General features: G+C 71.1%; 26 protein-coding genes. 11 read left to right on the forward strand and 15 right to left on the reverse strand.

Annotated features, from left to right (window positions below; all coding sequences use genetic code 11):
* The first annotated feature begins 57 nt into the window (after nt 1-57).
* On the forward strand, nt 58-1,413 hold the full coding sequence (locus J5X86_RS25945) for an MFS transporter (RefSeq protein WP_208519132.1): 1,356 nt from the start codon (nt 58-60) through the stop codon (nt 1,411-1,413).
* A gap of 110 nt (nt 1,414-1,523) precedes the next feature.
* Here J5X86_RS25945 and J5X86_RS25950 read toward each other — a convergent pair whose 3' ends face one another.
* Complete coding sequence (locus J5X86_RS25950) at nt 1,524-1,844, reverse strand: NIPSNAP family protein (protein ID WP_208519133.1); 321 nt, start codon at nt 1,842-1,844, stop codon at nt 1,524-1,526.
* Between the two features lie 73 nt (nt 1,845-1,917).
* Nucleotides 1,918-2,871 (reverse strand): NADP-dependent oxidoreductase, encoded by a 954-nt coding sequence (locus tag J5X86_RS25955; protein ID WP_208519296.1) that lies wholly within the window; start codon nt 2,869-2,871, stop codon nt 1,918-1,920.
* Between the two features lie 191 nt (nt 2,872-3,062).
* Between J5X86_RS25955 and J5X86_RS25960 the strand changes: the two genes are divergently transcribed.
* The gene (locus J5X86_RS25960) at nt 3,063-3,395 is read left to right on the forward strand and encodes a helix-turn-helix domain-containing protein (protein WP_228052623.1); all 333 of its coding nucleotides are present in this window, start codon (nt 3,063-3,065) and stop codon (nt 3,393-3,395) included.
* 93 nt (nt 3,396-3,488) lie between these two features.
* Here J5X86_RS25960 and J5X86_RS25965 read toward each other — a convergent pair whose 3' ends face one another.
* The gene (locus J5X86_RS25965) at nt 3,489-4,145 is read right to left on the reverse strand and encodes a YceI family protein (RefSeq protein ID WP_208519134.1); all 657 of its coding nucleotides are present in this window, start codon (nt 4,143-4,145) and stop codon (nt 3,489-3,491) included.
* Between the two features lie 199 nt (nt 4,146-4,344).
* Here J5X86_RS25965 and J5X86_RS25970 point away from each other — a divergent pair, with 199 nt between their 5' ends.
* Both J5X86_RS25970 and J5X86_RS25975 read left to right on the forward strand, forming a co-directional pair.
* A complete protein-coding gene (locus J5X86_RS25970) occupies nt 4,345-5,163 on the forward strand; it encodes a thioesterase family protein (RefSeq protein ID WP_208519135.1) in 819 nt (272 codons plus the stop codon).
* A 239-nt stretch (nt 5,164-5,402) separates the two neighbouring features.
* On the forward strand, nt 5,403-6,746 hold the full coding sequence (locus tag J5X86_RS25975) for an MFS transporter (RefSeq protein ID WP_208519136.1): 1,344 nt from the start codon (nt 5,403-5,405) through the stop codon (nt 6,744-6,746).
* Nucleotides 6,747-6,779: 33 nt separating this feature from the next.
* On the opposite strand, the gene J5X86_RS25980 is transcribed toward J5X86_RS25975, so the two are convergent.
* The 3 genes from J5X86_RS25980 to J5X86_RS25990 are packed head-to-tail and all read right to left on the reverse strand — an operon-like array spanning nt 6,780 to nt 9,517.
* A complete protein-coding gene (locus tag J5X86_RS25980; protein WP_208519137.1) occupies nt 6,780-7,652 on the reverse strand; it encodes a hypothetical protein in 873 nt (290 codons plus the stop codon).
* 35 nt (nt 7,653-7,687) lie between these two features.
* Entirely contained in the window at nt 7,688-8,512 is an 825-nt protein-coding gene (locus J5X86_RS25985; protein WP_208519138.1) for an alpha/beta fold hydrolase, read from the reverse strand.
* A gap of 51 nt (nt 8,513-8,563) precedes the next feature.
* Nucleotides 8,564-9,517, reverse strand: coding sequence for a LysR family transcriptional regulator (locus J5X86_RS25990; RefSeq protein WP_208519139.1), 954 nt, complete (start codon nt 9,515-9,517; stop codon nt 8,564-8,566).
* Nucleotides 9,518-9,671: 154 nt separating this feature from the next.
* On the opposite strand from J5X86_RS25990, the gene J5X86_RS25995 reads away from it, so the two are divergent.
* On the forward strand, nt 9,672-10,835 hold the full coding sequence (locus tag J5X86_RS25995) for an acyl-CoA dehydrogenase family protein (protein WP_208519140.1): 1,164 nt from the start codon (nt 9,672-9,674) through the stop codon (nt 10,833-10,835).
* A gap of 51 nt (nt 10,836-10,886) precedes the next feature.
* Here the strand turns inward: J5X86_RS25995 and J5X86_RS26000 are convergent, their stop codons facing one another.
* On the reverse strand, nt 10,887-12,218 hold the full coding sequence (locus J5X86_RS26000) for an FAD-binding oxidoreductase (protein ID WP_243981467.1): 1,332 nt from the start codon (nt 12,216-12,218) through the stop codon (nt 10,887-10,889).
* Between the two features lie 251 nt (nt 12,219-12,469).
* Between J5X86_RS26000 and J5X86_RS26005 the strand changes: the two genes are divergently transcribed.
* The 5 genes from J5X86_RS26005 (at nt 12,470) to J5X86_RS26025 (ending at nt 16,676) form a co-directional block, all read left to right on the forward strand.
* A complete protein-coding gene (locus tag J5X86_RS26005; protein WP_208519142.1) occupies nt 12,470-12,943 on the forward strand; it encodes a nuclear transport factor 2 family protein in 474 nt (157 codons plus the stop codon).
* 26 nt (nt 12,944-12,969) lie between these two features.
* Nucleotides 12,970-13,524 carry a TetR/AcrR family transcriptional regulator gene (locus tag J5X86_RS26010; RefSeq protein WP_208519143.1) on the forward strand — a complete coding sequence of 185 codons (555 nt, stop codon included), beginning with the start codon at nt 12,970-12,972 and terminating at the stop codon, nt 13,522-13,524.
* 114 nt (nt 13,525-13,638) lie between these two features.
* Nucleotides 13,639-14,688, forward strand: a complete 1,050-nt coding sequence (locus tag J5X86_RS26015; protein WP_243981471.1) for a sensor histidine kinase — start codon at nt 13,639-13,641, stop codon at nt 14,686-14,688.
* Nucleotides 14,685-15,395, forward strand: coding sequence for a response regulator transcription factor (locus tag J5X86_RS26020; RefSeq protein ID WP_208519145.1), 711 nt, complete (start codon nt 14,685-14,687; stop codon nt 15,393-15,395). Before J5X86_RS26015 ends, J5X86_RS26020 begins: the two co-directional genes overlap by 4 nt.
* Before the next feature lie 117 nt (nt 15,396-15,512).
* A complete protein-coding gene (locus J5X86_RS26025; protein WP_208519146.1) occupies nt 15,513-16,676 on the forward strand; it encodes a serine hydrolase in 1,164 nt (387 codons plus the stop codon).
* 134 nt (nt 16,677-16,810) lie between these two features.
* Here J5X86_RS26025 and J5X86_RS26030 read toward each other — a convergent pair whose 3' ends face one another.
* From J5X86_RS26030 to J5X86_RS26055, 6 genes are all read right to left on the reverse strand, one after another.
* Nucleotides 16,811-19,342: an ABC transporter permease gene (locus J5X86_RS26030; RefSeq protein WP_208519147.1), complete on the reverse strand. Its 2,532-nt coding sequence runs from the start codon at nt 19,340-19,342 to the stop codon at nt 16,811-16,813.
* 94 nt (nt 19,343-19,436) lie between these two features.
* The gene (locus J5X86_RS26035; RefSeq protein WP_208519148.1) at nt 19,437-20,204 is read right to left on the reverse strand and encodes an ABC transporter ATP-binding protein; all 768 of its coding nucleotides are present in this window, start codon (nt 20,202-20,204) and stop codon (nt 19,437-19,439) included.
* 241 nt (nt 20,205-20,445) lie between these two features.
* Complete coding sequence (locus J5X86_RS26040) at nt 20,446-21,096, reverse strand: response regulator transcription factor (RefSeq protein ID WP_208519149.1); 651 nt, start codon at nt 21,094-21,096, stop codon at nt 20,446-20,448.
* Nucleotides 21,093-22,388: a histidine kinase gene (locus J5X86_RS26045; protein ID WP_208519150.1), complete on the reverse strand. Its 1,296-nt coding sequence runs from the start codon at nt 22,386-22,388 to the stop codon at nt 21,093-21,095. Before J5X86_RS26045 ends, J5X86_RS26040 begins: the two co-directional genes overlap by 4 nt.
* Before the next feature lie 18 nt (nt 22,389-22,406).
* Nucleotides 22,407-22,649, reverse strand: a complete 243-nt coding sequence (locus J5X86_RS26050) for a hypothetical protein (RefSeq protein ID WP_208519151.1) — start codon at nt 22,647-22,649, stop codon at nt 22,407-22,409.
* A 69-nt stretch (nt 22,650-22,718) separates the two neighbouring features.
* Nucleotides 22,719-23,507 carry a serine protease gene (locus J5X86_RS26055; RefSeq protein ID WP_208519152.1) on the reverse strand — a complete coding sequence of 263 codons (789 nt, stop codon included), beginning with the start codon at nt 23,505-23,507 and terminating at the stop codon, nt 22,719-22,721.
* A gap of 767 nt (nt 23,508-24,274) precedes the next feature.
* Between J5X86_RS26055 and J5X86_RS26060 the strand changes: the two genes are divergently transcribed.
* The gene (locus J5X86_RS26060) at nt 24,275-25,561 is read left to right on the forward strand and encodes a cytochrome P450 (RefSeq protein ID WP_208519153.1); all 1,287 of its coding nucleotides are present in this window, start codon (nt 24,275-24,277) and stop codon (nt 25,559-25,561) included.
* 54 nt (nt 25,562-25,615) lie between these two features.
* Here J5X86_RS26060 and J5X86_RS26065 read toward each other — a convergent pair whose 3' ends face one another.
* Together J5X86_RS26065 and J5X86_RS26070 are read right to left on the reverse strand one after the other, a co-directional pair.
* The gene (locus tag J5X86_RS26065) at nt 25,616-25,831 is read right to left on the reverse strand and encodes a tautomerase family protein (RefSeq protein ID WP_208519154.1); all 216 of its coding nucleotides are present in this window, start codon (nt 25,829-25,831) and stop codon (nt 25,616-25,618) included.
* A gap of 63 nt (nt 25,832-25,894) precedes the next feature.
* Nucleotides 25,895-26,662 carry an SDR family oxidoreductase gene (locus tag J5X86_RS26070; protein WP_208519155.1) on the reverse strand — a complete coding sequence of 256 codons (768 nt, stop codon included), beginning with the start codon at nt 26,660-26,662 and terminating at the stop codon, nt 25,895-25,897.
* Nucleotides 26,663-26,710 lie beyond the last annotated feature (48 nt).

Here is a 26,710-nt window from a genome sequence, read left to right on the forward strand (position 1 = left end):
AAGTCTGCACACACTTCATGAGTGTTCAAGTGTATGAACGACGCGAGGAGAGCCGGCATGGTGAATCCACCCGCCCCCGACCCTGATCCGGCCGCCTCCTCGGAGCTCGTCGAACGGGCCGTGACCAAGTTTCTGCGGCGTGTGATGCCCATCTTGGTCCTCATGCTGGTGGTCAACCAGATGGACCGCACCAACGTCGGCTTCGTCCAGGACGACCTCAAGGCCGACATCGGCATCGGAAGCGCGGCCTACGGACTCGGCGCCGGTCTGTTCTTCATCGGCTACGCCCTGCTCGAAGTCCCCAGCAACATGCTGATGGAGCGCTTCGGCGCCCGCGTCTGGCTCACCCGGATCATGATCAGCTGGGGCGCGGTGACCCTCGCCATGTGCTTCATGTCCGGGGCCACCTCCTTCTACGTGCTGCGGTTCCTGCTGGGCATCGCGGAGGCGGGGTTCTTCCCCGGCGTCATGTACTACCTCACCACCTGGCTGCCGGACTCCGCCCGCGGCCGGGCCAGCGCCCTCTTCCTCGGCGGCTCCGCGACCGCCTACATCGTCACCGGCCCCATCAGCGGCGCACTGCTGGAAATGCACGGCCTGGGCGGATTCGCCGGCTGGCGCTGGATGTTCGCGCTGGAAGGCGCCATCTCGATCATCGTGGGCATCGTCGCCGCCTTCTTCCTCGTCTCACGGATCCAGGACGCCCGCTGGCTGACCGGCGAGGAGAAGGCCGCCCTCGGCGCGGCGGTCGGCCGGGACCGCGAGGCGCGCAGCCGCGAACCGCAGGTGTCCAGGCTGCGCCTGGTGGTCCATCCCCAGGTGGCGCTGCTGACCGGCGTGTTCTTCGCCATGGCGCTGACCGGATACGCGATCACGTTCTGGCTGCCGAGTCTGGTCGACGACATCGGCGGGCTCTCGTCCTTCCAGATCGGGCTGCTCACGGCCATCCCGTGGATCTGCGCGGTCATCGCGATGTACACGATGAGCCGCTACACCGACCGCATGCCCGACCGGCGGCCCTACCTCGCCATCGTCCTGGTGCTGTCCGCCATCGGCACCTTCCTCGCCACCCTCGGCTCCCCGTGGTTCGGCCTCGCTGCCGTCACCCTGGCCGCCATCGGCAGCAAATGCGCCGCCAACCTCTTCTGGCCGCTGGCCCAGTCCACGCTCGACCTCAGGGTCACGGCCGCGGGGCTCGCCGTCGTCAACTCCCTCGGCAACCTCGGGGGGTTCGTCTCCCCGACCCTCTTCGGCTACCTGGAGGAGACGACGGGCAGCACCAACGGCGGCCTCTACGCGCTCTCCGCGGCCTCGCTGCTCGCCACCGTCGGCGTGTACTTCCTGCGCCGCGGCAGCGGCCAGGGCGACGCCGAAGCCGCCGCCCCCGTCCCTGCCCGGACCGTCTCCGGGTAACCCGACGTGCCCGCCCGGAACCGTGTGGTTCCGGGCGGGACGGGACCGTCGAGCGTCAGCGGCGGACGGCCGTGGCCGTCATGATGCGCTCATCGGTGGAGCCGACGCGGTCAGCGAAGCCCGGAAGCCGGCGTGGGCACGGCACGCGTGACCTGGATCTTCTCCCGGAACATCAGTTCCTCGACCCGGGGGCCGATCTCCTGCTGCCACCGCTCGCTTTGGTAGACCGCCGCGTACAGCCGCTCCCGCTCCGCCTCGTCGGCGAAGCGCCGCATCCACACGTAGCGGTCGGGATCCTCCTCGTCGATGAACGAAGCGATGACGTTCATCCCCTTCGACTCCTGGAAGGGGATGATCACCTCTTCGAAGAAGCTGACCCACTCCTCCCGGCGGCCGGGCCTGATCTGGTAACGGCGGATCTCGTAGAACATGCGCGTCTCCTTCGGGCTGATGTGATGGGTGGTGCGAGAGGGCCTCGGGCGTCCGCCGTCGGCGCGCAGCGGATCAGGCGCCGACGCGGAGGACCAGCTTGCCTCGGGTGTGGCCGTCCTCCCCCTGGCGGTGGGCGCGGGCGGCCTCCTCCAGCGGGAAGACCTCCTCGACCTCGACCGCGACCTCACCCTTGTCGATCAGTCCGGCGATCGTGGTCAGGGCGGCACCATCCGGCTCGACGAGGAAGGCGCTGGTGCGCATCCCACGGGCGTCCGCGGCCTGCTGCACCTCGGGGGCGACGCCACTGGGGACGGCCACCAGCAGTCCGCCCTTCCTGAGCACCTTCAGGGAACGGGTGCTGGTGGCATCGTGGTCCTCGCCCAGAAGGTCGATCACCACATCGACGTCCTCGACCGTGTCCTCGAAGCGCTGCGCGGTGTAGTCGACCAGCTCCGCCGCCCCGAGCCGGCCGAGCCATGCGTGCCGGCTCTCCCGGGCGGTCCCCACCACCCGCGCCCCCAGGTGCCGTGCGAACTGGACGGCCAAGTGCCCGACGCCACCGGCGGCGGCGTGCACCAGAACCCGCTGCCCGGCCGTCACATGCGCGGTGTCCACCACGATCTGCCAGGCCGTCAGCGCCGCCAGCGGCACGGCGGCCGCCTCCTCATGGCTCAACGTGGCCGGCTTTCGGGCGAACTGGCGGGCCGGAGCCGTGACGAACTCGGCGTAGCCACCGGCCTGACGGGGGAACCACGGCATCCCGTACACCTCGTCGCCCGGGGCCAGCGTGGTCACCCCGAATCCGACTTCCTCGACCACACCGGAGACATCCCAGCCCAGGGTGAACGGCGGCTCGCCGAGCACACCCGCCATACCGCCGCCCTGACGGGTCTTCCAGTCGACCGGGTTGATACCGGCGGCCCGCACCCGCACCAGCACCTCGGTGGGCAGCGGCTCCGGCCGCGGGACCTCCGCGACGCGCAGCACCTCCGGGCCGCCGAGCGCGTCCTGCACCACCGCACGCATCATGGACCTGGCCACGTGTGCCTCCTGAGCTCATCGTTCTCGTCACGCCCGCTCTTCCGGGCGCGCTCGCACGCTAACCGCAGGGGCCTGGTTACCCACAAGGGACACTGCTACCTTTTGGGTAGTACCAGCGCCCGGAAGGTCCCTCCATGAGCACGCGATGCCACACAGGCCAGCACGACCATCATGATGTGTACGAGGCCCAATGCCCGTGCCGCGCCATGCTCGATCTGCTCGCGAACAAGTGGTCGGCGCTTGCCATCGGGGCTCTGGAGGACGGCCCGCTCCGGTTCGGCGCACTGCAGCGCCGCCTTCAGGGGATCAGCCCCAAGGTGCTCACCCAGACGCTGCGCCGCCTCGAAGACGCCGGTCTCATCGAGCGGACGGTCTACCCCGCCGTCCCGCTCCACGTGGAGTACGAACTCTCTCCCCTGGGCCACAGCGCGTCCGTCCCGCTCAGGAACCTGCGCCTGTGGGTCGAGGACAACCTGGACCTCACCACCGCGCCCGCGAAGCCGATGTGACGGCGCCGGTCCCCTTCCGACGCCGCCCGCCCCCCCTCAGCACCCTCCTCCGCAGACGGCAGACGGAGAGCGCCCTTCCGGGTCCGGGGCTCCTCAGGCGGCGGGGACGGTGCGGATGGCGGCGATGTCGAACTGGAGGCGGACCTTCTCACTCACCAGCGCGCCGCCCTCGGCCAGTCGGGCGTTGTAGGTCAGGCCCCATTCGGAGCGGTTGATGGTGGTGGTGCCGTCGAAGCCCGCCCGCTGGTAGCCGAAGGGGTCCGTGACGTACCCGATATAGGTGAGTTCCAGGACGACGGGGCGGGTGATGTCTCTGATCGTGAGGTCCCCGATCATGCGGTAGACGTCCGGGCCCGCGACATCCACGGCGGTACTCGCGAACCGGATGTGGGGGTAGGTTCTGGCGTCCAGGAAGTCGCGGCCCATCAAGTGGTCGTCGCGCTGCTCGACACCGGTCTGGACACTGGCGGTGGACAGCAGGACCTCGGCCCGGGAACGGCGCGGGTCGCGGCCGTCGAAGTAGAGGCGGCTTTCGAATTCCGTGAAGGCGCCACGTACCGTGCTCACCATGGCGTGCCGGACGGAGAAACCGATCCGGCTATGGGCCGGATCGACGATCCATTCTCCGGTGAGAGCCGCGAGGCCGGTATCCGGCACGGCGACGGCGCCGGACGTCGCCCGGGCAGGGGGGACCGCCGGTGCGGCGTTGGCGACCGCGCGACGGGAGGTACTGCGGCTGAACAGGTTCATGCCACCTGTTGTTACTTTCAACTTAGGGGGTTACGCAACCCTTGATCAAGAGCAGTTACTCAAGGATCTTGAGTAACTGCCTCCGGGTGCCCTCCGATCGCGCTCGTCAGTGGCCCGCGCCAGGGCGCCCGCGCTCGACGCGGGGCGGCGTCCACCCGGCTGTATACGTCATCCTGGTCAACGCCCTCTGATCACCACGATGTTCCCGCCCGAGGAGAAGTCCCCGTTGACGACCGACAGCTACTACGAGCCGATCGATGAGCACCGCTACAAGCCCACCGCACACGTCAGTGGCGCCTGGAGCACCGACGAACAGCACTTCAGCCCGCTCGGCGGTCTCATCGTCCACGCCATCGACCGCCACCTCGCCACCCGCCCGCACACCGGGCTGCTGCTCAGCCGGATCAGCTTCGACATCCTCGGGCGCCTCGCCCTCGACGAGTGCGAGATCCGGGTGGAGACCGTCCGGCCCGGCCGCACCATTGAACTCATCGAGGCCGTCGTGCTCATCGCCGACCGCCCCGTGGTCCGGGCCCGTGCGTGGCTCCTCGCCACCGTGGACACCGCGGCCGTCGCCGGTGGCGCCGGGGACCGGCTCACCCCTCCCGAGAAGCTCGCCCCCTGGTCGATGGGCTCCCTGTGGCCCGGCGGGTATATCGCCTCCCTGGACTCCCGTCCGCTCGCGCCACCCCAGCCGGGCCGGGCGACCGTCTGGGTCTCCACCCCGCTCACCCTCGTGGCCGGGCAGACCAGCACCCCGCTGGCCTCGTACATCGCGCTCGTCGACACCGCCAACGGGATCGCCGTACGGCAGCCGCCCACCGCCTGGATGTTCCCCAACGTCGACCTGACCCTCCACCTCCACCGCCAGCCCGAGGGCGGCTGGGCCGGGCTGGACACCACGGTCACCTTCGGTCCCACCGGCCAGGGCATCACCAGCACCGTGCTGCACGACCTGCGCGGTCCGATCGGACACGCCCAGCAGATCCTCACCGTCCGCCCCCTGCCCGGCGCCTGACCTCGTACGACACCTGCCGCCACCGGCGAGGTGGCGGCCTCCCTGTACGATGACGCCGCAAGCAACGAACCACTCTGCCTGACGCAGAGCTGGCGCGACCGCTCGGCGGCCGCGGTCCTTTCTGCCTCCTCATCGGCGCGGACCCGGTATCTACCCCGGTCCAGCGCGAGAGGACAGCTCTCGGCGCACTCCGCCATGCCGGCCCGGGTGCGCTACCAGGCGGCGGAAAGGCGTCGGCCGTGGCATCCGCGGTCTCCAGCACCACCCCTCCTCCCGCACAGCGCGCCGGCTACCGGCACCTGCTGCGCACACCGGGCGCATGGACCTTCCTGCTGCCCGGCTTCGCCGCCCGGCAGCCGTTCGCGATGCTGACGATCAGCATCGTGCTGCTGCTGCGCCACACCACCGGGTCGTACGGGCTCGCCGGTGCGGTCGCGGCCGTCACCGGCGTGTCCATGGCGCTGTTCGCTCCCCAGAGCGGCAAGCTGGCCGACCGCCACGGGCAGAGCGCGGTCCTGGTGCCGGGTGTGCTGCTCCACGCGGCGGCCGCCGCCCTGCTGACGGCGCTCGCCCTGGCCCACGCGCCACTGTGGGCGCTGATCGCCGCCGCGGTGCCGACGGGCGCTTCCGTCCCGCAGGTCGGGCCCATGGTGCGGGCCCGCTGGGCGGCCGCCCTCGGGGACGGCGCCCCGGACGGATCCGGGCCGCGTTCGGGACGCCATCCGCTGCTGGCGACCGCGACCGCGTTCGAGTCCGTGACGGACGAGCTGACGTTCGTCATCGGCCCCGTTCTCGCGACCGGTTTGAGCACCGGTGTGCACCCGGCGTCCGGCCTGATCGCGGAGGCGGCGCTGACGCTGGTGGGCGGACTGCTCTTCGCGGCCCAGCGCCGTACCGCGCCGCCGCTGAGCGCGGTGCGGGCGGACACCCGGGAGCGGCCCGCCTCGGCGCTGTCCGTACCGGGCGTGCGGGTCCTGGCCGTGGCCTTCCTGGGCGTCGGCTCGGTCTTCGGCGGGATGCAGGTCGCCCTGACCGCCTTCGCCCAGGAACACGGCCAACCGGCCCTCAACGGTGTGCTGTACGGCGTCTTCGCGGCGGGCAACATGCTCGCGGGCGTGGCCTGTGGCGCCATCGCCTGGCGCACCTCCCCCCGGCGGCGACTGCTGACCTCCTACGCCGCACTGACGCTGATCTGCTCAACGCTGTGGGTGGTGCCCGCGCCACTGCCGCTGGGCGGGCTGGGGCTGCTGGCGGGCCTGTGCATCGCACCGGCGCTGATCACCGGATACACCCTGGTGGAGGCCCTGGTCCCGGCCACGTCCCGGACCGAGGCGTTCACCTGGCTGACCGGTTCGGTCGCGCTGGGGCAGGCCGCGGCGGTGACGGCGGCCGGACAGCTGGCGGACGGTTTCGGCGCGAGCGCCGCCTTCGCGGTGCCGCTCGTCGGCACGGCGGCGGCCCTGCTGACGGTGGTGTTCCTGCGCGCCCGGATCACACCGCGCGGCGTCTACACGGCGATACGCCATGAGCAGCGCACCGCCGACACGCACAACGGGTCGCTCCAGACGGCGGACGCCCCCTGAGCGACGTCCCGGCCGTACGGTCCCGGCACGCCCTCACGCGAATGTCACCTCCGCCGTGGCGTGCCGGGCCTCCCGGTGGGTGGCGGTGCGCAGGTCGGCGCCGCTGCCGGAGGGTGTGCCGGACGCCAGGAGGTGTTCCCCGGCGAACAGGGGCCGCCGCAGTCGGTAGGACAGCGATGCCACCCGCCGCGCCGGGGCGTGGCGGCGGACGAGTTCGAGCATGAGCAGGGCCAGCAGCGGGCCGTGGACGACGGGACCCGGGTAGCCCTCCTCCCCTTGCGCGTACGGCGTGTCGTAGTGGATGCGGTGGGCGTTGGCGGTGAGCGCGCTGAACCGGAACAGCAGTGTCGGATCCGGGTGCAGCGGGAGCTGCCACGTCCCGTCGGGGTCGGGGGCGGCGGACTCGTCGAGGGCGGCCGGGTGGTGGCGCACGGAGCCGCGCCCCGACCGGTAGACGATGTCCTGCTCCTCGACGAGGCAGGTCCGGCCACGCTGGCTAAGTTCCCGGCGCTCGGTGACGAACAGCAGCTCCCCCGTGCTCCCGTGTTTGGCCGTCACCGTGCCCAGGCTGCTGACGCGCTCGGCCGGCTCACCGAGGCGCAGCGGCTCGGTGATCTCGCACCGTCCTCCGGCGATCATCCGCTGCCGGTGCGGGATGGGCGGCAGGAAGTGTCCGTCCCTGGGGTGTCCGTCGGCTCCGAGCTCCCGCTGGGCCGGCCAGTGCAGGAAGTAGAGCCAGTGCCACAGCGGTGGCAGGGGCTCACCGTCCTTCGCCACGGCCTCGGGCAGGTCGAGGACCGCCGACAGGGCCGCGACGGGGCCGACGGGCAGGGCGTCCTCGGCCGTGACCGGTCCCGGGGTCCAGGACGCGACATACGAGCTGAGCGGGGGCGGGGTGGGTCGCATGGTTCTTCTGTCCCTCCTCATTCGTGACTAGGTGGTCAGACCAGGAAGGGCTCCTCCGCCAGGAACGACGACACGATCGTCGCCGCCGCCGGGCGGCACTCCTGGAAATAGCCGTGCCGCGCGCCCTCGAAGATGTGCGTACGCGCCTGGGGGATGCGCGAGGCGAGCAGCGGCGCGTTGGCCGCCGGGGTGAGCCGGTCGTCCGCGCCGTGCAGGATCAGGGTGGGCGCGGTGATCAGCGGGAGGGCGTCCCAGGCGTCGTGTTGATTGCTGGCCACCAGGTGGCCTCGCCGGGCGTGCGGGGGCATGCCGGGGGCGCCGAGGGTCGTATAGGGCCCGGGGTGTGCGGACCGCCAGGCCGGGGTGTACATCAGGTCGATCAGCGCCTCGTTCGCCGCCCGCGCGTCGGCCTGGGCCAGGGAGCGCCGCACCGCCATGTCGCGCTCCGTCGCATGGGGCCCGCCGGGCGAGGTGCAGCCGAGGACGAGCCGCCGGATCCGGTGCGGATGGCGGGCGGCGACCCACTGGGCGACCCGCCCTCCCATGGAGGTCCCGTACAGATCGGCGCGCTCGATGCCCAGTTGGTCGAGGACGGCGATCACATCGTCGGCGAAGCCCGGCGTCGAGTACGGGTGGTCGGGCTTTTCGCTCTCCCCCGTGCCACGCCAGTCCATGGTGAGGGTGGTGTGGGTGGCGTGGAAGTCCGCCCGTATGCCGTCCCACCAGTGGTGGTTGTTGGCCTGGCCCGCCAGGAGCACCAGCGGGGGCCGTCCGGCGCCGTGGTGCTGATAGGCGAGAAGGGTGCCGTCCAGCGCGCGGGCGTGGCCGCTGACCTGCTGATGGACGTCGGTGCTTGCCATGGGTGTCTCTGGCCTTTCGGGCTTCACGTGTCGTTTTTCGGGCTTCGGGCTTCAGGTGTCTTCGGTGGGTGCGGCCCGCGTGTGCAGCTGGGCGGAGGGCCACCGCTCCTGGTCCACGGCCGAGGTGATCTGGTGGAGCAGTTCCCGGGCGACGGCCTCCACCGCTGGTGGTGTCCGCCCGGCTCTCGACGTCCCGAGGACGATCGAGCGCCATACGTCGGGTGCGCACAGCGGTGCCGCGCTGAGTGTGCCATCGGCCACGTCCTCGGCGATGCCCAGCCCCGGCAGGATCGTCCAGCCGTGCCCGGCCCGGACGAGTTGCTTCTGCACCCGCATGGAGTTGGTCTGCACGACGACATCCATCTCGACCGCGGCCCGTCCGGCGGCCCCGTCGATCAGGCTGCGCAGGGCGTGCCCGGCCGCGGGCATGACCAGCGGATGCCCGGCGGCCCGCACGAAGGGGACGGGCTGATCGCCACGCAGCCCCTCGGACGGCGGCGCGACCGCCCACAGCCGCTCGCGCACCAGGGGGCGGAGGTTCAGCGAGGGTGTGCCCGCCAGGTTGTAGAGCAGCGTGAGGTCCAGGTCGCCGTCGTCCAGCCATTGCTGGAGGTGCCCGGAGTACGCCGTCATCAGGCGCAGCTCGATTCCGGGGTGGTCCCGGGCGAGCGCGGACACCAGCGGCTCCGCCAGCAGATCGGTGGTGCTCTCCAGCAGGCCCACGGTGACGATGCCGGTCACCACGCCCGGGGTCGGCTGGACCTCGGCACGGGCGCGCTCCAGCTCGTTCAGGGCGCGGCGAGCGCGGTCGGCCATGATCGCGCCGGCCTCGGTGGGCCGCATGCCCTGCCGGGTCCGCTCGAAGAGGGGGACGCCCAACTCCTGCTCCAGGGTGCGGATCTGCCGGGTGACCGCGGGCTGGACCAGATGGAGCAACTCCGCGGCCCGGGTGACGCTGCCGACCTCGGCGACCGTGACGAGTGCCTTGAGTTGTCTGACGTCCAACGCTCGCTCTCCAGCCATCCGCGCCCGGCATGGACGTATCACGTATTGCTATTTCACTGGCCCGTCCATGAGTGTCCATGATGACACTCAGCTCGGAAGCCAACCCCGCCTCCCCCGCCTCCCCCGTCTTCCCGTCTCGCAGGAGCGTCAGAGCATGAGCACCCTCGACATCGTGTCCGAGGACGAGCGGTTCATCGTCAGGACGGTGCGCGACTTCGTGGACAACGACGTCAAACCGGTCGTCCAGGAGCTGGAGCACACCAACACCTACCCCGAGGCCCTGATCGAGCAGATGAAACGGCTCGGTGTCTTCGGGCTCGCCATCCCGGAGGAGTACGGCGGCACCCCCGTCTCCACCCCGTGCTATGTCCTGATCACCGAGGAACTGGCCCGTGGCTGGATGAGCCTGGCCGGTGCGATGGGCGGCCACACCGTGGTCGCCACCCTCCTGCTGCGCTTCGGCACCGAGGAACAGAAGCGCCGCTATCTGCCGAAGATGGCCACCGGCGAGATCCGGGCCACCATGGCGCTGACCGAACCGGGCGGCGGCTCCGACCTCCAGGCGATGCGCACGGTCGCCCGTAAGGACACGGACGACTATGTGGTGGACGGCTCCAAGACCTGGATCACCAACTCCCGCCGCTCCCGGCTGATCGCCCTGCTCTGCAAGACCGACCCCGACGCCACCCCCGCGCACCAGGGCATCTCCATCCTGCTGGTCGAGCACGGGCCCGGTCTGACGGTCTCCCGCGATCTGCCCAAGCTCGGCTACAAAGGCGTCGAGAGCTGCGAGTTGTCGTTCGACGGCTACCGTGCCCCGGCCGACGCCGTCCTGGGCGGTGTGGAGGGCAAGGGGTTCGCCCAGATGATGAAGGGGCTGGAGACCGGCCGGCTGCAGGTCGCCTCCCGTGCGCTCGGCGTCGGGCGGGCGGCGCTGGAGGACGCGCTGGCCTACGCCCAGGAACGCGAGTCGTTCGGCAAGCCGATCTGGCAACACCAGTCGATCGGCAACTACCTCGCCGACATGGCCACCTCGCTGACCGCGGCCCGCCAGCTCACCCTGTACGCCGCGCGGGAGGCCGACGCGGGGCGGCGCGTGGACATGGAGGCGGGCATGGCGAAGCTCTTCGCCTCCGAGACCGCCATGGAGATCGCGCTCAACGCCGTCCGCATCCACGGTGGTTACGGCTATTCCACCGAGTTCGACGTGGAGCGCTACTTCCGCGACGCGCCCCTGATGATCGTCGGTGAGGGCACCAATGAGATCCAGCGCAATGTGATCGCGGCTCAGCTCGTGAAGCGTGGCGGACTGGAGTGAGGCGGAGTGGAGTGAGGCGGGCTGGAGTGACGTCGCCCGCCCGCCGCGCGCTCAGCCGGCTGCGATGACCTTGCCCGGGTTGAGAATCCCGTGCGGGTCGAGCGCCGCCTTGACGGCACGGTGCATCTCCAGAACGGCCGGTGTGAGCTCCCGCTCCAGACCGTCCCGCTTCAGCAGACCCACCCCGTGTTCACCGGTGACCGTGCCGCCGAGGTCGATGGCATCCGCGATGATGTCGTGGAAGGCGGCCTGGGCCCGCTCCCGGGCCGCCGTGTCGCCGGGCTGGGTGATCAGCAGCGGGTGGAGGTTGCCGTCACCGGCGTGGGCGATGTTGGCGATGAGCGTGTCATGGCGGGTGGCGGCGCGCTCGATCCGCGCCAGCATCTCCGGTACGGCGGCCTTGGGCACGCAGACGTCCTCGGTGAGCACCGGGCCCAGCCGCTCCAGCGCCGGATAGGCGAGCCGCCTGGCCGAGAACAGCGCGTCGGCCTCTTCCTGGTCCGTGGACTGCGCCGCCCAGGTCGCGCCCGCCTCCTCGAAACAGGCGAGCATGCGCTCGGCCTCCTGCGCACCGGCCGGGCCCGGGGCGTCCGTACGGCCGAGGAGCACCACGTCCGCGTCGACGGACAGGCCCATGTTCTTCCACTTGTCGACCGCCGCCAGGCAGTGCCGGTCGATCAGCTCCAGCGCGGACGGGGTGAGGCCCGCGGCCCCGATCGCGGCGACCGCGCGTCCCGCCGCCACGACCGAGGAGAAGTATCCGGCGACCGTGCGCTCGGCCTCACGCCGCGGTCGCAGCCGCACCGTGATCTCGGTGATCACTCCCAGGGTGCCTTCGGAGCCGACCATGAGCCCCGCCAGGTCGTACCCGGCAACCCCCTTGGCGGTCCTGCGGCCGAGCCGCACGAGCTCACCGGTGCCGGTCACCATCTCCAGGCCGAGCACATAGTCGCGGGTGACGCCGTACTTCACACAGCACAGCCCGCCCGCGTTGGTCGCCACATTGCCGCCGATGGTGGACCAGGGCGCGCTCGCCGGGTCCGGCGGGTACCAGAGGCCCTGCTCGGCGCAGGCGGCCCGCAGATCGTCGTTGACCACACCGGGTCCGACGACCGCGAGGCGCTCCACGGGGTCAATCTCGTGGATGGTGTCCATGGCCTCGGTGGAGAGCACCACACAGCCCTCGACGGCGTTGGCGCCACCGGAGAGACCGGTGCCCGCACCCCGGGTGACCAGCGGAACGCCGTGCCGTACACAGGCCCGCACCACGGAACGCACTTCCAGCGCCGTACGTGGCCGCACCACCACGAGGGGCGTGCCGTACGGCGCCCACTCCGCCTCGTCGTGGACGAAACCGGCGGCGACGCCGGGGTCCTCGACCATCCGGCCGTCCGGCAGCTCCTGCCGCAGATCATCGATCAACACGCCCGGTCCCCTGCCTTGTCGTCGAGCACGGTCATTCCGCTCGCACGGTACCCACCGCCCCGATAGGCCGTGCTCACCACCCCCGCCACCAGGACGGCCGCGGGCCGGTCCTTGCGCGAGAACCATCGTTCTCCTACGCTCGTACCCGAAAGGGGAGAATGCTCGTTCTCCCCTCCCCCACCCCGCTCCACCGCCCATAAGGAGACGCTGTGACCGACGCTCCACGCCCTCCGTTCCCCCCGTTCACCCGGGAGACCGCCATCCAGAAGGTCCGTCTGGCGGAAGACGGCTGGAACTCCCGCGACCCGGAGAAGGTCGCCCTGGCCTACACCGTCGACTCCCGCTGGCGGAACCGCGCGGAGTTCGTCACCGGGCGCGACGAGATCATCGCCTTCCTCACCCGCAAATGGGCGCGCGAGCTGGACTACCGGCTCATCAAGGAGCTGTGGGCCTTCGACGGCAACCGCATCGCCGTGCGCTTCGCCTACGAATGCCACGACGACTCCGGCAACTGGTTCCGCTCCTACGGCAACGAGAACTGGGAATTCGACGACGCCGGTCTGATGCGCCTGCGCTACGCGTGCATCAACGACCTCCCCATCAAGGAGTCGGAGCGTCGCTACCACTGGCCGCTCGGACGCCGCCCCGACGACCACCCCGGGCTGAGCGACCTCGGCCTCTGACCGACCGGCACCAGGAGAACGGCGAAATGATCAGTCCTGAGACCGCGGAGCTCCGGATCCTCGACGCGGCCGAGACCCTGTTCTACGGACGGGGGCTCCAGGCGGTGGGCATGGACGAGATCCGCTCCGCCTCCGGCGTCTCCCTCAAACGGCTCTACCAGCTCTTCCCGTCCAAAGGAGAGCTCATACAGGCGTATCTGCGGCGGCGCGACATCCGCTGGCGCCAGAGGCTGGCCGCGTACGCCGATGCCCAGGACACCCCCGAGGAAAGCGTCCTCGCGGTCTTCGACTGGCTCCACGAGTGGTTCGGCGAGCCGGACTTCCGGGGGTGCGCCTTCAGCAACTCCTTCGGGGAACTCGGCGCCACCTCCTCGCCCGTGGCCGAGACGGCACGCGCCCATAAGGAGGCGTTCTTCGGGTACCTCGCCGAGCTGACGGCGGCCGCGGGCAAACCGGCTTGGCTGGCCGAGCACTTGGGCCTCCTCGCCGAAGGCGCCATCACCACCGCGGCCATCTCCGGCAGCGCCGAACCCGCACACCGGGCGAAAGAGGCCGCGCGCCTCCTGCTGGAGGCGGCATAACGGATACCATCTTGTCTTGTGCGGGGGTGGTGGGAGCGGGGCCGGGCGCTGGGAGCAGCCCATCCCCAGGCCGTTGACCTGGGGATCGCGCTCCTGGTCCAGGCGGCCATGACGATGCCGTTCGTGGTGCCGCGGTCACCCGATCTGGAGCCGGCGACCTGGCCCGCCTACGGGCTGACCACGCTCACCGTCGTCCCCCTGATCTGGCGTCGGCGCGCTCCCCTCGCCGTGCTGATCGCCATCATCGCGACGAGCGCGCTGTACAAGCTGGCCGTGGAGGGCCCCGGGCAGCCGCTGCCGTACACCGGGCTCGTCATCGTCTATACGGTCGCCGTCCTCTCACCGCCGTGGAAGCGGCTGGTCACCGGGGGTCTGATGGCGGTTGCCGTGCCGGTTTCGGTGTGGCTGAACACCCGGACGGCGCGCGAGCTCACCTTCTCCCTCTTCGTGTTCGCGGCGGCCTATGTCTTCGGTCGGCTGACCGATGCCCGGCAGCGGGCGAACCGGATCGAGGCGGAGCGGGCCGCCGCCCGCGAACGGGCCAGGATCGCACGGGAGATGCACGACATCCTCTCCCATGCGGTGAGCCTGATGATCGTGCAGGCGGAGGCCGGTCCGGTTGCGGTGCGGACGGCTCCGGAGCGGGCCGAGGCCGCCTTCGACGCCATCTCCACGACGGGCCGGGAGGCGATGGTCCAGCTACGCCGGATGCTGGGAGTGCTGCGCACGGGCGACGAGCCGGGCCCCGCCCCGCGGGAGCCGCAGCCGGGTCTGGCCGGTCTGTCCGGTCTTCTCGACCGGGTACGGGCGAGTGGCCTCGATGTGGCGTACGAGTCGGCGGGGGCCGTGCGGCCGCTGCCGGACGCCACCGGGGCGACCGTGTTCCGGATCGTCCAGGAGGCACTGACCAACGTGGTCAAGCACGCGGGAGCCCGTACCGTCTCCGTTCAACTCACGTATGGTGAGGGCGCCTTGGACATCCGGGTGCTGGACGACGGGCGCGGACCGCAGTCCGGTTCCGGCGGCGGCCACGGTCTGATCGGGGTCCGCGAGCGGGCCGCGGCGCACGGCGGTACGGCGGTCACCGGGCCGGGCCCGGACGGCCGGGGCTTCGAGGTACGGGTCCGCCTCCCCGTACCCTCCACGGCGGAGGTGGCGCGTTGACGATCCGGGTGGTGGTGGCCGACGACCAGGAGCTGGTGCGCAGCGGCTTCTCCATGATCCTTGACGCCCAGCCGGACATCGAGGTGGTCGCGGAGGCGGGTGACGGGGCCGAAGCAGTCGAGTCGGTGCGGCGGCACGCGCCCGATGTGGCGCTGCTCGACATCCGGATGCCGCGTATGGACGGTATCGAGGCATGCCGCGAGATCGGCGCGGGCGGCGCCTGCCGGACGGTGATGCTGACGACCTTCGACTCCGACGAGTATGTGTACGAAGCGCTGCACGCGGGCGCGAGCGGCTTCCTGCTGAAGGATGTGCGCAGGGACGATCTGGTGCACGCGGTACGGGTGGTGGCGCGGGGCGACTCGCTGCTCGCGCCGTCGGTGGCCCGGCGTCTGGTGGAGCAGTACACCCGGGCGACCGTCCGGCCACGGCGGCCCGATCCCCGTCTGGACATGCTGACCGCACGGGAGCGGGAGACACTGCTGCTGCTCGCGCGCGGCCTGTCGAACGCCGAGATCGCGGCGGAGCTGGTGGTCAGCGATCACACGGTCAAGACGCATGTCGGCAATGTGCTCGCCAAGCTGGGGCTGCGGGACCGGATCCAGGCGGTGATCTGCGCGTACGAGACGGGCCTGATCACGGCCGGGGATCCCCCGCCCGGGGGAGCGTCCCGGCCCGGTTCCTCCCCCGCGTCGGCGAGGAACTGACACCCGGAACAGGCTCGCGCGGGCGATCCGCGACAGACCGCCGGTCACCAGGATGGAGCCATCGGGAGCAACGGCTCATACGGCGCTCATATCGCGCCCCTATCACTGGAGTTGACCATGCAGAGCACCAGACGCACACTGCTGGCCGCGGCGCTCGTCCTGGGCGTCGTGGCGGGCCCGGCGGTGCCGCCGGCCCTCGCGGCCACCTCGTCCGCGGCGGTCCCCACGCGGTCCGGGATTCCGGCGCTGGAAGCCGCCATCGCGGGCCTGCCGACGAGCGACGCGACGGCCGCGCTGGTACGGGTCGGTGGCTCCGAGGGCGTCTGGAGAGGCAGTTCGGGCGTGCACGATCTGAAGACCAACCGCCCGGCCGATCCGGCGGCCCGCTTCCGCGCCGGTTCCGTGACCAAGGTCTTCACGGCCGCGGTCGCCCTGCAACTGGCCGCCGAGGGCACGCTCGACCTGGACCGCAGCGCTCGTTCGTATCTGCCGGAGCTGATCCCGGCGTCGTACGGGAAGGTCACCGTCCGGCAGTTGCTCAATCACACGCACGGCGTCCCGGCCCCTGACTTCCCCGCGGACACGGTCGAGGAGTCGTACGCCGACCGCTTCCGGATCCATGACCCCGAGGACATGGTCCGCTCGGCGACAGCGAAGAACCGCGAGTTCCGACCGGGCGAGAAGCAGCACTATCTGAACATCGGCTACACCATCGCCGCTCTGATCATCGAGCGGATCTCGGGCGACTCGTACGAACACCAGGTGACCCGCCGGATCCTGATGCCGCTGGGGCTGCGCGACACCTATCTCCCGGGGGCCGATCCGCGCATCCTCGGCCCGCACAACCACGGCTACCAGACGATGCGGCTGGACGACGGCACGACCGGTCTGCGCGATGTGTCGGTGTGGGGGCCGACGGACGGCTGGGCCGCCGGTGACATCATCTCGACCACGGCGGACCTGGAGCGGTTCACCAAGGCCCTGTTCCGGGGGCGGGTGGTGGGCGGCCCGCTGCTGCGGGAGATGTTCACCCTGCCGAAGGTGGCGGATTTCAAGACCGGCGACCCGGCCTCGTACTCGGCCGGCCTCTCGATGAAGAAGCTGGGCGGCCGTGAGGTGTGGGGAAAGTCGGGCGGCCGCTGGGGCTACAACACCGCCATCGCCTCCACCCGCGACGGCTCGCGCACCCTGGTCTACAGCGTCAACTCCACGGACGCCAAGGGCCAGGAGATGAACGAGGTGGCGCGGAACATCATGGTGGCCGCCTACGGCAACCCCTGAGCGCTCGGGCGGGCGCCCCCGGAGCGCTCGGGCGGGCAACACCGGAGCGCTCGGGGGAATGCGCCGGGTGGCACGCGTGGCGGCGGTGGAACGAGTCCGACCGCCGCCCGGGTCCAAGCCGTCCCGCGCGCGCCTCAGTCCGCCTTGAGGGCCGTGAGGACGTTCAGCCGGGCCGCCCGGCGGGCGGGCCAGAGTCCCGCCACCACGCCGACGAGTGCGGCGCCCGCGAGGGCCACGGCGATGCGGCCCCAGGGGATGACCATCTCGTACCCCTGGATGCTGTCGGAGGCGAGCCTGCCCGCGGCCCAGCCGAGGAAGATGCCCGCGCCGATGCCCAGCAGGGCCCCGAACAGCGAGATGAGGACGGACTCCAGGTGGATCATCCGCTTGGTCTGCTCGGGCTGGAGCCCCACCGCGCGCAGCATCCCGATCTCACGGGTGCGCTCGAACACGGACATCGCGAGGGTGTTGACGACTCCCAGGACGGCGATCACCACGGCCATGGCCAGCAGCCCGTACAGGATGTTGAGGAGCAGGGTGATGGCGTCGCCGCCGGCGGACTCGGCCAGGTCGTCGGTGTTCCGCAGCTGGATGAGGGGGTTCTGGTCGAGGGCGCGCTGCAGGGACCGACGTACCGTCTCGCCGTCACCGTCCTTGGTGTGCACCAGGACCGAGGTGTCCTCGATCTCCTTCAGATGGGGCTGGAGGGTGGCCAGCGGCATCATGGTGGCCGGCAGGAATTCGTCGTCGCGGTAGATGCCGCCGATCCGCAGGGTGCCCCGGCTGCCGTCGCCGTAGACCACCGGCACCCGCTGTCCCATGGTCCATCCGTAGATGTCGGCCGTGGAGGTGTCGACCAGCAGGTTCTTGCCACCGTCCGCGCCCAGTGCCGCGAGCGACCCCGATACGAAGCTCGGATCGAGGAGGTCGCCGATGCTCCGGGCGTCCACACCGGTCAGGTTCACCTCGTCGCCGCCGATCCGGACGGCGCTCTGGCGCTGCGGGCTCGAGGAGGTCACGGCCGTGGACTTCGCCAGGGTGTCATGGACCGACGCGGGCAGGTGACCGCTGCTCCTCGACGAGATCTCGAAGTCGGCCGTGACGGTGTTCTCCGCCCGCTGGCGCAGCGATGTCGTGGCGGACACCGCGACCACCGTGAGGCCGGTGACCATGGACAGCCCGATCATCAGGGCCGAGGCCGTCGAGGCGGTGCGCCGGGGGTTGCGCCGGGCGTTGCGCGGGGCCAGCGTGCCCGGGACACCGAAGCGGCGCAGGAGGGGGCCGGCCAGGGCGATGGCCGGGCCGGAGAGCGCCGGGGTCACCACGATGATGCCGATGAGCAGCAGGACGGCCGGGAAGAGGACGGTGGTCCGGCCCTGCTCGCCGCTGGACGCCGTGTACACCACGCCGAGCACACCGAGCACGATCAGGGCGACACCGATGGCGTTGCGCCTGCGGAGGCTGCGGACCGGCGGGGGTGCGTGGAGCGCGGACATGGCGGCCACGGGAGGCACGGCGGCGGCGCGGCGGGCGGGCAGATAGGCGGCGAGCATGGTGACGACGACGCCCACCAGGAACGAGACCAGTACGGTGCCCGGGGCGACGACCAACGGCCCGTCGGGGAAGCCGGATCCGGTGGACGCGAACAGCTGCCGGATGCCCATGGCCACGCCGATACCGAGGAGGAACCCCGCGGCGCCTGCGCACAGCCCCAGCAGGGCGGCCTCGATGAGGACGGAGCGGGTCACCTGGCGGCGCTCGGCGCCGACGGCCCGCATCAGGGCCATCTCCTGCGAACGCTGGGTGACCAGCATGGTGAAGGTGTTGCCGATGACGAAGATGCCGACGAACAGGGCGATGGCCGCGAAGACGAGCAGCACCTGGTTGAGCCCATCCGCCCCCTGGGCGGCCTCGGCCCGCTGCTGCTCGCGCAACTGCGCCCCCGTGCTGATCTCGGAGTCATCGGGCAGCAGGTCGCGCGCCGCGGCCGCGAGCCGCTGCTCGGAGGTACCACGGTCGGCCTCGAGGGAGACGCCGTCGTACTGGCCGGGCTTCAGCAACAGCTTCTGCGCGGTCGCGTCGTCGAAGAGCACCGAGGTGCCGCCGGAGCCGGAGGTGTCGTCGGTGCGGACGATGCCGACGAGTTTCTTGTGCAGCACCGGTCCGTCGACGGCCAGCCGGACGGTGTCGCCGACCTGGTAGCCGCCCTGGTCGGCGGTGCTGGTGTCCACCAGCACCTCGTCGGGCCCGGTGGGAGCGCGTCCGGCGGTCAGCGGGTGGCGGTTGTCCTTGCCGTCGGCCTGAGGGAAGTAGTTGCCCGCCATGGTCACGTCGTCCTCGCCGAGCGGGTGGCCGTCCTTCGCGGCCACGGCGGCGAACCCTTCGACGGAACCGGTCACGGACCCCACGCCGGGCAGCCGTTGCAGACGCCGCAGTGTGTCCTCCCCCACGGTTCCGGGCTCGCCGGTCTTCTCATCGAACGGCGGGGTGGCCTGGACCGAGACATTGCGCAGGGTGGTGAGGGAGCGCTCCTTGTAGGCGTTGCCGACGGTGTCGGTGAAGACGAGGGTGCCCACGACGAAGGCGACGCCGAGCAGAACGGCGAGCATGGTCATCAGCAGGCGGGCTTTGTGCTCGAGGACGTTGCGCAAGGCGGTGCGGAACACGGGCGGCCTTCCGGGAGGGTGCCGGGTGAGGGGTGCTCGGGAGCAGGGCGTACGTCAGACGTGGCGAGCGGCCGCCAGACGCGAGGCATGGACGTCAGACCTGGTGCGCGGGCGTCAGGCGTCCCATGCGCTCCAGGACGGCCTCGGCGGTGGGCGCGCGGAGTTCGTCGACGATGCGCCCGTCGGCGAGGAAGACGACACGGTCCGCGTAGGAGGCGGCGACGGGGTCGTGGGTGACCATGACGACGGTCTGGCCCAGCGCGCTCGTGGAGCCGCGCAGGAACTCGAGGATCTCGGCCCCGCTGCGGGAGTCCAGGTTGCCGGTGGGCTCGTCGGCGAAGACGATGTCGGGCCGCCCGGCCAGCGCGCGGGCGACGGCGACGCGCTGCTGCTGACCGCCGGAGAGCTGGCCGGGCCGGTGGTCGAGCCGGTCGGCCAGGCCGACGGTCTGGATGATGCTCTCCAGCCAGGCCCGCTCCGGCTTGCGGCCGGCGATGTCCATGGGGAGGGTGATGTTCTCCACGGCGCTCAGGGTGGGCAGCAGGTTGAACGCCTGGAAGACGAAACCGATGCGATCGCGGCGCAGCCGGGTGAGCTGACGGTCATTCAGGGAGCCGATCTCCGTGTCGCCGAGGCGGACCGATCCGAAGGACAGCGAGTCGAGACCGGCCATGCAGTGCATCAGGGTGGACTTCCCCGACCCGGACGGACCCATGATCGCGGTGAACTGGCTCCGGACGAAACCGACCGTGACCGTGTCGAGGGCCACCACACGGGTGTCCCCCGTGCCGTACACCTTCGTCAGGTCGGTGGCGTGGGCCGCGTAGCTCTCCGGGGCGGAAGGGGGCAGGTTTGCGTGCATGCCGATCCTCGGTGGACGCTCGGTGGATGCCCCTCGTGGCAGAGGGTGTCGCCGCTGATGGCGACGTCCATGAGCCTCCCGCTCGACCACCCACCGGCGGATCCCCCGAACATCCGGCACCGCCTCCCCCGATCGGGGGAGATCGCCGCGGGACCGCCGTTCCGGCCCGACCGCCGTTCCGGCCCGACCGCAAGGACGGCCGGACCGCTATTCCGGCGGGATCGCTCTTCCGGCCGGACCGCTATTCGGCACGCCCCGAGCGGAAGGCCCAGGCCGCGACCTCGACCCTGTTGCGCAGGCCCAGCTTCGCCTGGACCGACCCCAGATGCGTCTTGACGGTGCTGGGCGCGATGTACAGCTCGGCGGCGATCTCCGGGTTGGTCAGTCCACGGGCGATGCCCTGGATGACCTCCTCCTCGCGGTCGGTCAGCGGCTCGGCCGGCTCGGATGCGCCGCGTCGCCGCGCCTTGGTGAAGTGCTGCAGCAGACGGAGGGTGATCTGCGGGGCGACCATGGCGTCCCCGCGGACGGCCGCCCGGACGGCCTCGGTCAGCAGCGCCGGACCGGCGTCCTTGAGGAGGAAGCCCGAGGCTCCGTTCGACAGCGCCGTATAGACATATTCGTCGAGGTCGAAGGTGGTGACCACGACCACTTTCGGCGCTCCGGGATGACCGCCGCCGGCCAGTCGGCGGGTGACCTCCAGACCGTCGGGCGGAGGCATCCGGATATCCACGAGGCAGACGTCCGGCCTCCTTTCGCGGGCCAGCGACAGGGCCGACGCCCCGTCGGCGGCCTCGGCCACCACCTCCATGTCGGACTCGGCCGACAGCACCATGCGGAACCCGGCCCGCACCAGGTGCTGATCGTCCGCGACCAGGATGCGTATGGTCATGCCGTCCTGCCCTCCCGTAGCCGCAATCCGGATCGTACGGCGTGCCGCCCGCGTGCCCGGGCGTTCCGTGATGCCTCGTCGGGGTGCAGCGGTACGGAGGCGTGGACACGCCACCCGCCTTCGGGGCGGTGCCCCGCTTCGAAGGCGCCGCCGAGCAGCTCGATCCGCTCCCGCATGCCCATGATGCCGAAGCCGCCGCCGAGCCGGCCGAGGCTGCCGCGGTGTCCGGACGGGGAGCCTTGTCCGTCGTCCTCGACGACCAGTTCGGCGTGGCGCGCCGCGACCCGGGCGGACACGTCCACCGACCGCGCTCCGCGCGCATAGCGCTGGGCGTTGGTCAGGGCCTCCTGCAAGACGCGGCTCAGCCCGCCGGTGACCTCCGTGGGGACGTCCTCCGGCAGGTCCCGTCCGAGGTCCAGCCGGATCGGCAGCCCCGTCGCCCGTGCCTCGTCCACGATGCGGGTCAGCACCTCGCCGAGGTTCTCGGGATGCCTCGGGGTCTCGTCACCGCGCATCGAACCGACCAGACGCCGCATCGACGTCAGCGCCTCGCCGCCCGCGTACTCGACGGCCTCGAGCATCTCGTTCAGCATCCCCGGATCGGGGGTACCCCGGCCGGTGACATGGCGTACGGCCTGCAGCTGCACCACGATCGCGGTCACCTGATGGGCCACGGTGTCGTGCAGGTCGCGGGCGAGCGCGAGCCGTTCCTCCTGCCGGACCAGTTGTCCGGTGCGTTCCTGTTGGACGTCGTAGAGGCGCAGCACCAGGCCGCAGACGAAGGCCAGGGCCAGCACCAGCAGGGTGTTGTCGGAGAAGTCGCCGGGATCCGAGTCCCGCAGCACCGGGACGGAGAACACGCTGACGCCCACCGCCGCCACGACCACCGGGGCCCACCGGGGCGTGCAGCGGCGCACCGCCACGGCGAGGAGGACCAGCAGGCCCATGAGTTCGCTGCCGCTGCTCTCGCTGGTCACCATGTTCACCGGCAGCAGGTGGTAGGCCACCGTGGCCACGAAGGTGCCGGCGCAGGCCACCAGCGCGGCCCGCGGGACCCATCGGGAATCGCGCACCGCGGCCAGCACGGCCATCGCCCCTGCCAGGGCTCCGGAGCAGACCGGCACCCAGTCCCCGACGAAGGACTCCGTGTCGAAGGTCGGGTCGAAGACGATCCGCTCCGTCATGTCCTGATAGACGGAGAAGAGGAACAACAGCGCCAGCGCCGAGATCAGGATCCGCCCCGGCCAACTTCGGTAACCGGCACGCCGACCGGAGGACACAGCTATTCGCACCCGCGCCACACTACGCACCTACGGCGGCGATTGCCGCCCGCCGCCCGCGCGCGGGTCGGTGGGCATGGGCGCGGGCCGGACGTCGCGCACCCGCTCCGGTGTCCAGTACGAGGGGTCCGGCGGATCCGCCCGTTGGCTCCGTGCGGTGTCCGGGGCGGGGGGATCGCCGGTGTCCTGGCCCCGGGCGGCGACGGCGAGGGCCGCGACGATGCCGGTTGCCGCGATCGCCGCGGTGAGGAGGGCTGCAGTGAGCGGGCGCATGGCGTTCTCTCCCGATGCCGGAGGCCGGGACCCCTGGATGCGGGGCCCCGGCCGAGTGCGGTGTGATGCTCAGCCGTTGGCGGTGTTGTTGTAGATCGTTTGGATCTTGTTGTCGAAGTAGGGGCTGTCGATGTAGGCGGGCGGATCGGTCCGGGTGCTGGTGACCCCGATCTCGGTCCCCAGGCCCGTGGTCTCGTTGTAGTCCCGCAGCCAGGGGCCGCCGCTGGCGCCCTCGACCATGGTGCACCCGTTCTGCACCCGGGAGCCGTCCTGCCATGTGCCGATGTTCTGGCACACGTAGGGCACCTCGCCGTCATAGCCGAAGGCGGCCGGATAGCCCCAGACGGTCACGGTGTTGACGTACCCGTAGTTGTAGCCGAGCCCCATGCCGCCGACGGTGTTGACCAGCTTGCTGGAGCCGTTGTCCCAGACGTTGGCCACGCCGATGTCGTAGTTCAGGTCACTGTTGTTGATCCAGCCGTTGAACGAGGTGAGCGTCTTGGCGGACCAGGTTCCGTACGGCCGTGAGCCGTTGTAGTAGGCGGGGACGAACACCCAGTTGGTCGCCCAGGTGCCGCCGGCGCCACCGTGGACGCAGTGCCCGGCGGTGAACACCATGTTCTTCGTCGGATTGTTGACCGCCGCGGCGGAGCAGGCGTAGTCGCCGCCGTTGGTCGGGTTGTGGAAGAAGACCTTCCCCTGCACGATCGAGGTCGCGATCCGGACCCCGCGGGCCTTCTTCGAAGTGGTCGCCTTCTGCGGTTTCGCGAGCTGAGAGGGTTTGGCCGCCGCGTCGATGGCCGCCTTCCGGGACGCCTTGGCGTCGGCGGGCGTGTCGGCCTCGACGGCTCTGCGCATGCGCTGCGGAGTCCAGTAATTCTCGGCGGACTCAGCGGATGAGCGGGACGCCGCACTCTTGTGTGTGGATACCGCGGTGTCCGCGGTACCTGTGACGGTGCTGTGCGAGTCGGCGGACGCGGCCGCCGGAATCGTCAGGGCGAACGCGAAAACCACTCCGCTCGCCGCTAAAACGACCTTGCGTATCTGCACCAGTCCCCCCAAATTTTGATCGGGACAGGGAGCGAATGCCCCCGGCGAAATCCCGGCCGCACCGTATCGCGCGGTGAAGTGCGCGCGGCAAGGGACTGCGGGCGGCGAGAACGGTATCCGGCCAGGCATTACAGCCCGGGCGGTACGGAAAATCGCTTCCCGGCTCCTGGGCTGCCCTACCCGGCAAAAGCGGAATGGGTCTTGTGCCGCATTGAACGAGGAATTCCGACGCGTCGACGCGCGTCAACGCACGACACGTCCCACCACCGCCTCTTTGGCGACGTCCACCCCACTCCCACAGTGTCCGGAATCCGCATTCGCATTTATCCGGCTGAATTCATGGAGGGGCCATTCATGTATGCACAGCAGCCCCGCGCAGTGCGATATGCACCGCCCACCGCAGCGGATACGGGAGCACGACGGACCGCCCGCCGCCCCATCTCGTCCACGACTCGCCCGGCGCACCACGGGGCTCCGCCGAGGAATCGTCACCGCAGGGAAGTTGGCCTGACGCGATCACTTCGTTAGCCTCCCGGCAGCCCCGCAGATCCGCCGCTCCCGAGGAAGACAATGCAGTGACGAACCCCCAGGACGACCAGGACACGCAGGCCCCGCACCCCACACCGGAGGCACCACCCCCGGGCTGCCCCGCCCACGCCGCACGGCTCTACGGGCCGGATTTCCGGCGCCGGCCCGCCGAGACCTACCAGCGGATACGGCACGACAGCGGACAGGTCGCCCCCGTCCTGCTCGAGGGCGACATCGACGCATGGTTCGTCCTCGGCTACCGCGAGACGCGCCAGGTGCTGTCCGACGTCGAGACCTTCGGCCGGGACCCACGCCGCTGGAACGGCTGGGACAGCGTGCCGCCGGACTGGCCGCTCATGCCATGGGTGGCGTACAGCCCGATGATGCCCTTCACGGAGGGGGAGGAGCACCGGCAGCGTGCGACGGCCGCCAGCGAGGCCCTCGCCACGGTCGACCCCTTCGTGCTGCGCGGGCACTGCGAGCGCTTCGCCGACCAGCTGATCGACAAGTTCGCCGTGAGCGGCAAGGCGGATCTGGTGTACGACTACATCTACTCGGTGCCCACTCTCGCCGCGGCCGAGCTGTTCGGCCTGGCCGACGACGAGGGCGGGCTGGAGGCCCTGGCGGGAGGGCTGACCGTCTCGTTCATCTCCAACGAGGAAGCCATCGCCGGCAAGCAGCAGGTCGCCGCGTACGTGGCGGAGCTGGTGAAGGCCAAGCGCGAGGCGCCGGGCCCCGACCTCACCTCGCAGTTCATCCTGAACACCCCGGACCTGACCGAGGAGCAGCAGACCGCCGACCTGATGGTGCTGATGGCCGCCGCGCTGCCGCTCACCTCGTACTGGATCGGCAACACCCTGCGGCTGATGCTCACCGACGAGCGCTTCGCCATGACCCTCTCGGGCAACCGCCGCAGCATCGGCGAGGCCATGAACGAGGTGCTGTGGGCGGACTCCCCGCTGCAGAACCTCATCGGGCGGTACGCCACCCGCGACACCACCCTCGGGGGCCGACGCATCCGCACCGGCGACCTCGTCGTCCTCGGCCTGGCCGCCGCCAACGCCGATCCGCTGCTGTGGCCCGACACCCCCGTCGGCCACGGCGGGAACCACTCGCATGTCAGCTTCAGCGGCGGTGACTACGGCTGCCCGGTGGGCGGCCCCGAGACGGCCAGGATCATCGCGGAGACGGCGATCGAGGTGCTGCTGGACCGCGTTCCGGACCTGACGCTGGCGGTCGCGGCCGAGGAGCTGAAGTGGGTGGACTCCTTCTGGTACCGCTGCCTGGAATCGCTGCCCGTCACCTTCAGCCCCACGGCGGTCACCGCGGGCTAGCACCCACGGCCCCCGGCGCCGAGCGGCGCCGGGGGCCGTGGGTGTGTGGTGGCGTCAGTGGCCGGGCGGCTGCTGGAGCATGGCGAGGGTCAGGACGTTGCCGCCGATGCCCCAACCGCCGTCGGTGACCTCCTCGACCACGACGAGGGTGTTGGGGCGGGCGCGCTCACCGTAGATGTCGACGTACAGCTCGGTGGTGCGGGTGACGATCTCCTGCTTCTGCTTCTCGTCGAGGGATCCGGCGGGGACCTTGAAGTTCGCGAAGGGCATGGTCGTTCTCTCTCCTGGCGGGGAAACGGGGTGGAAAGCAGTCGTGCGGGGGCGCCGTGGCGGTCAGACGATGCCGCCGTTGGCGCGGATGACCTGGCCGTTGACCCAGTGGCCGGCCGGGGAGGCGAGGAAGGCGACGACCTCGGCGATGTCGGTGGGGGTGCCGAGGCGCTCCAGCGGGGGCTGGGCCGCCATCCGGGCGATGGTCTCCTCGTCCTTGCCCTCGAGGAACAGATCGGTGGCGGTGGGGCCGGGGGCGACGGTGTTGACGGTGACGTCCCGGCCGCGCAGCTCGCGCGCAAGGATCATCGTGAGCGCCTCGGTCGCTCCCTTGCTGGCGCTGTAGGCGCCGTAGGCGGGGAGGGCCAGGCCCACGATGGACGTGGAGAAGGTGATGAGCGCCCCGCCGCCGCGGATCCTGCGGGCGGCCTGCTGGGCGACGACGAAGGTTCCGCGGATGTTGGTGCGGTGCAGCGCGTCCAGCTCCGCCAGGTCCAGCTCGGCGATGGGGGCCAGGTACAGCCGGCCGGCCGCGTGGACGACGACGTCGACCCCGCCGTACTCGGACTCCGCGGTGTCGAAGAGCGCGGCCACCTGCTGCTCGTCGGCCACGTCGGCCCGGACGGCGACGGCCCGGCCACCGGCGGCGGCGATGTCATGGGCGGCGGCTTCGGCCGGCTCCCGGTGGCCCGCGTATCCGACCACGACGGCGTATCCGTCGGCGGCCAGCCGCTTCACCGCCTCGTGGCCGATACCTCGGGAGCCGCCGGTGACGATGGCGACGCGGGGCCGGTCGGTGGGGTGCGGGGGCGCGGTTGCCTGGGGTGACATGGAGACTCCTGGAACAGGTGCTGGCTGGCGGATGCCACATGGTGTGGC

The sequence above is a fragment of the Streptomyces sp. NEAU-YJ-81 genome, from assembly GCF_017592595.1.
Lineage (GTDB): Bacteria > Actinomycetota > Actinomycetes > Streptomycetales > Streptomycetaceae > Streptomyces > Streptomyces hygroscopicus_B.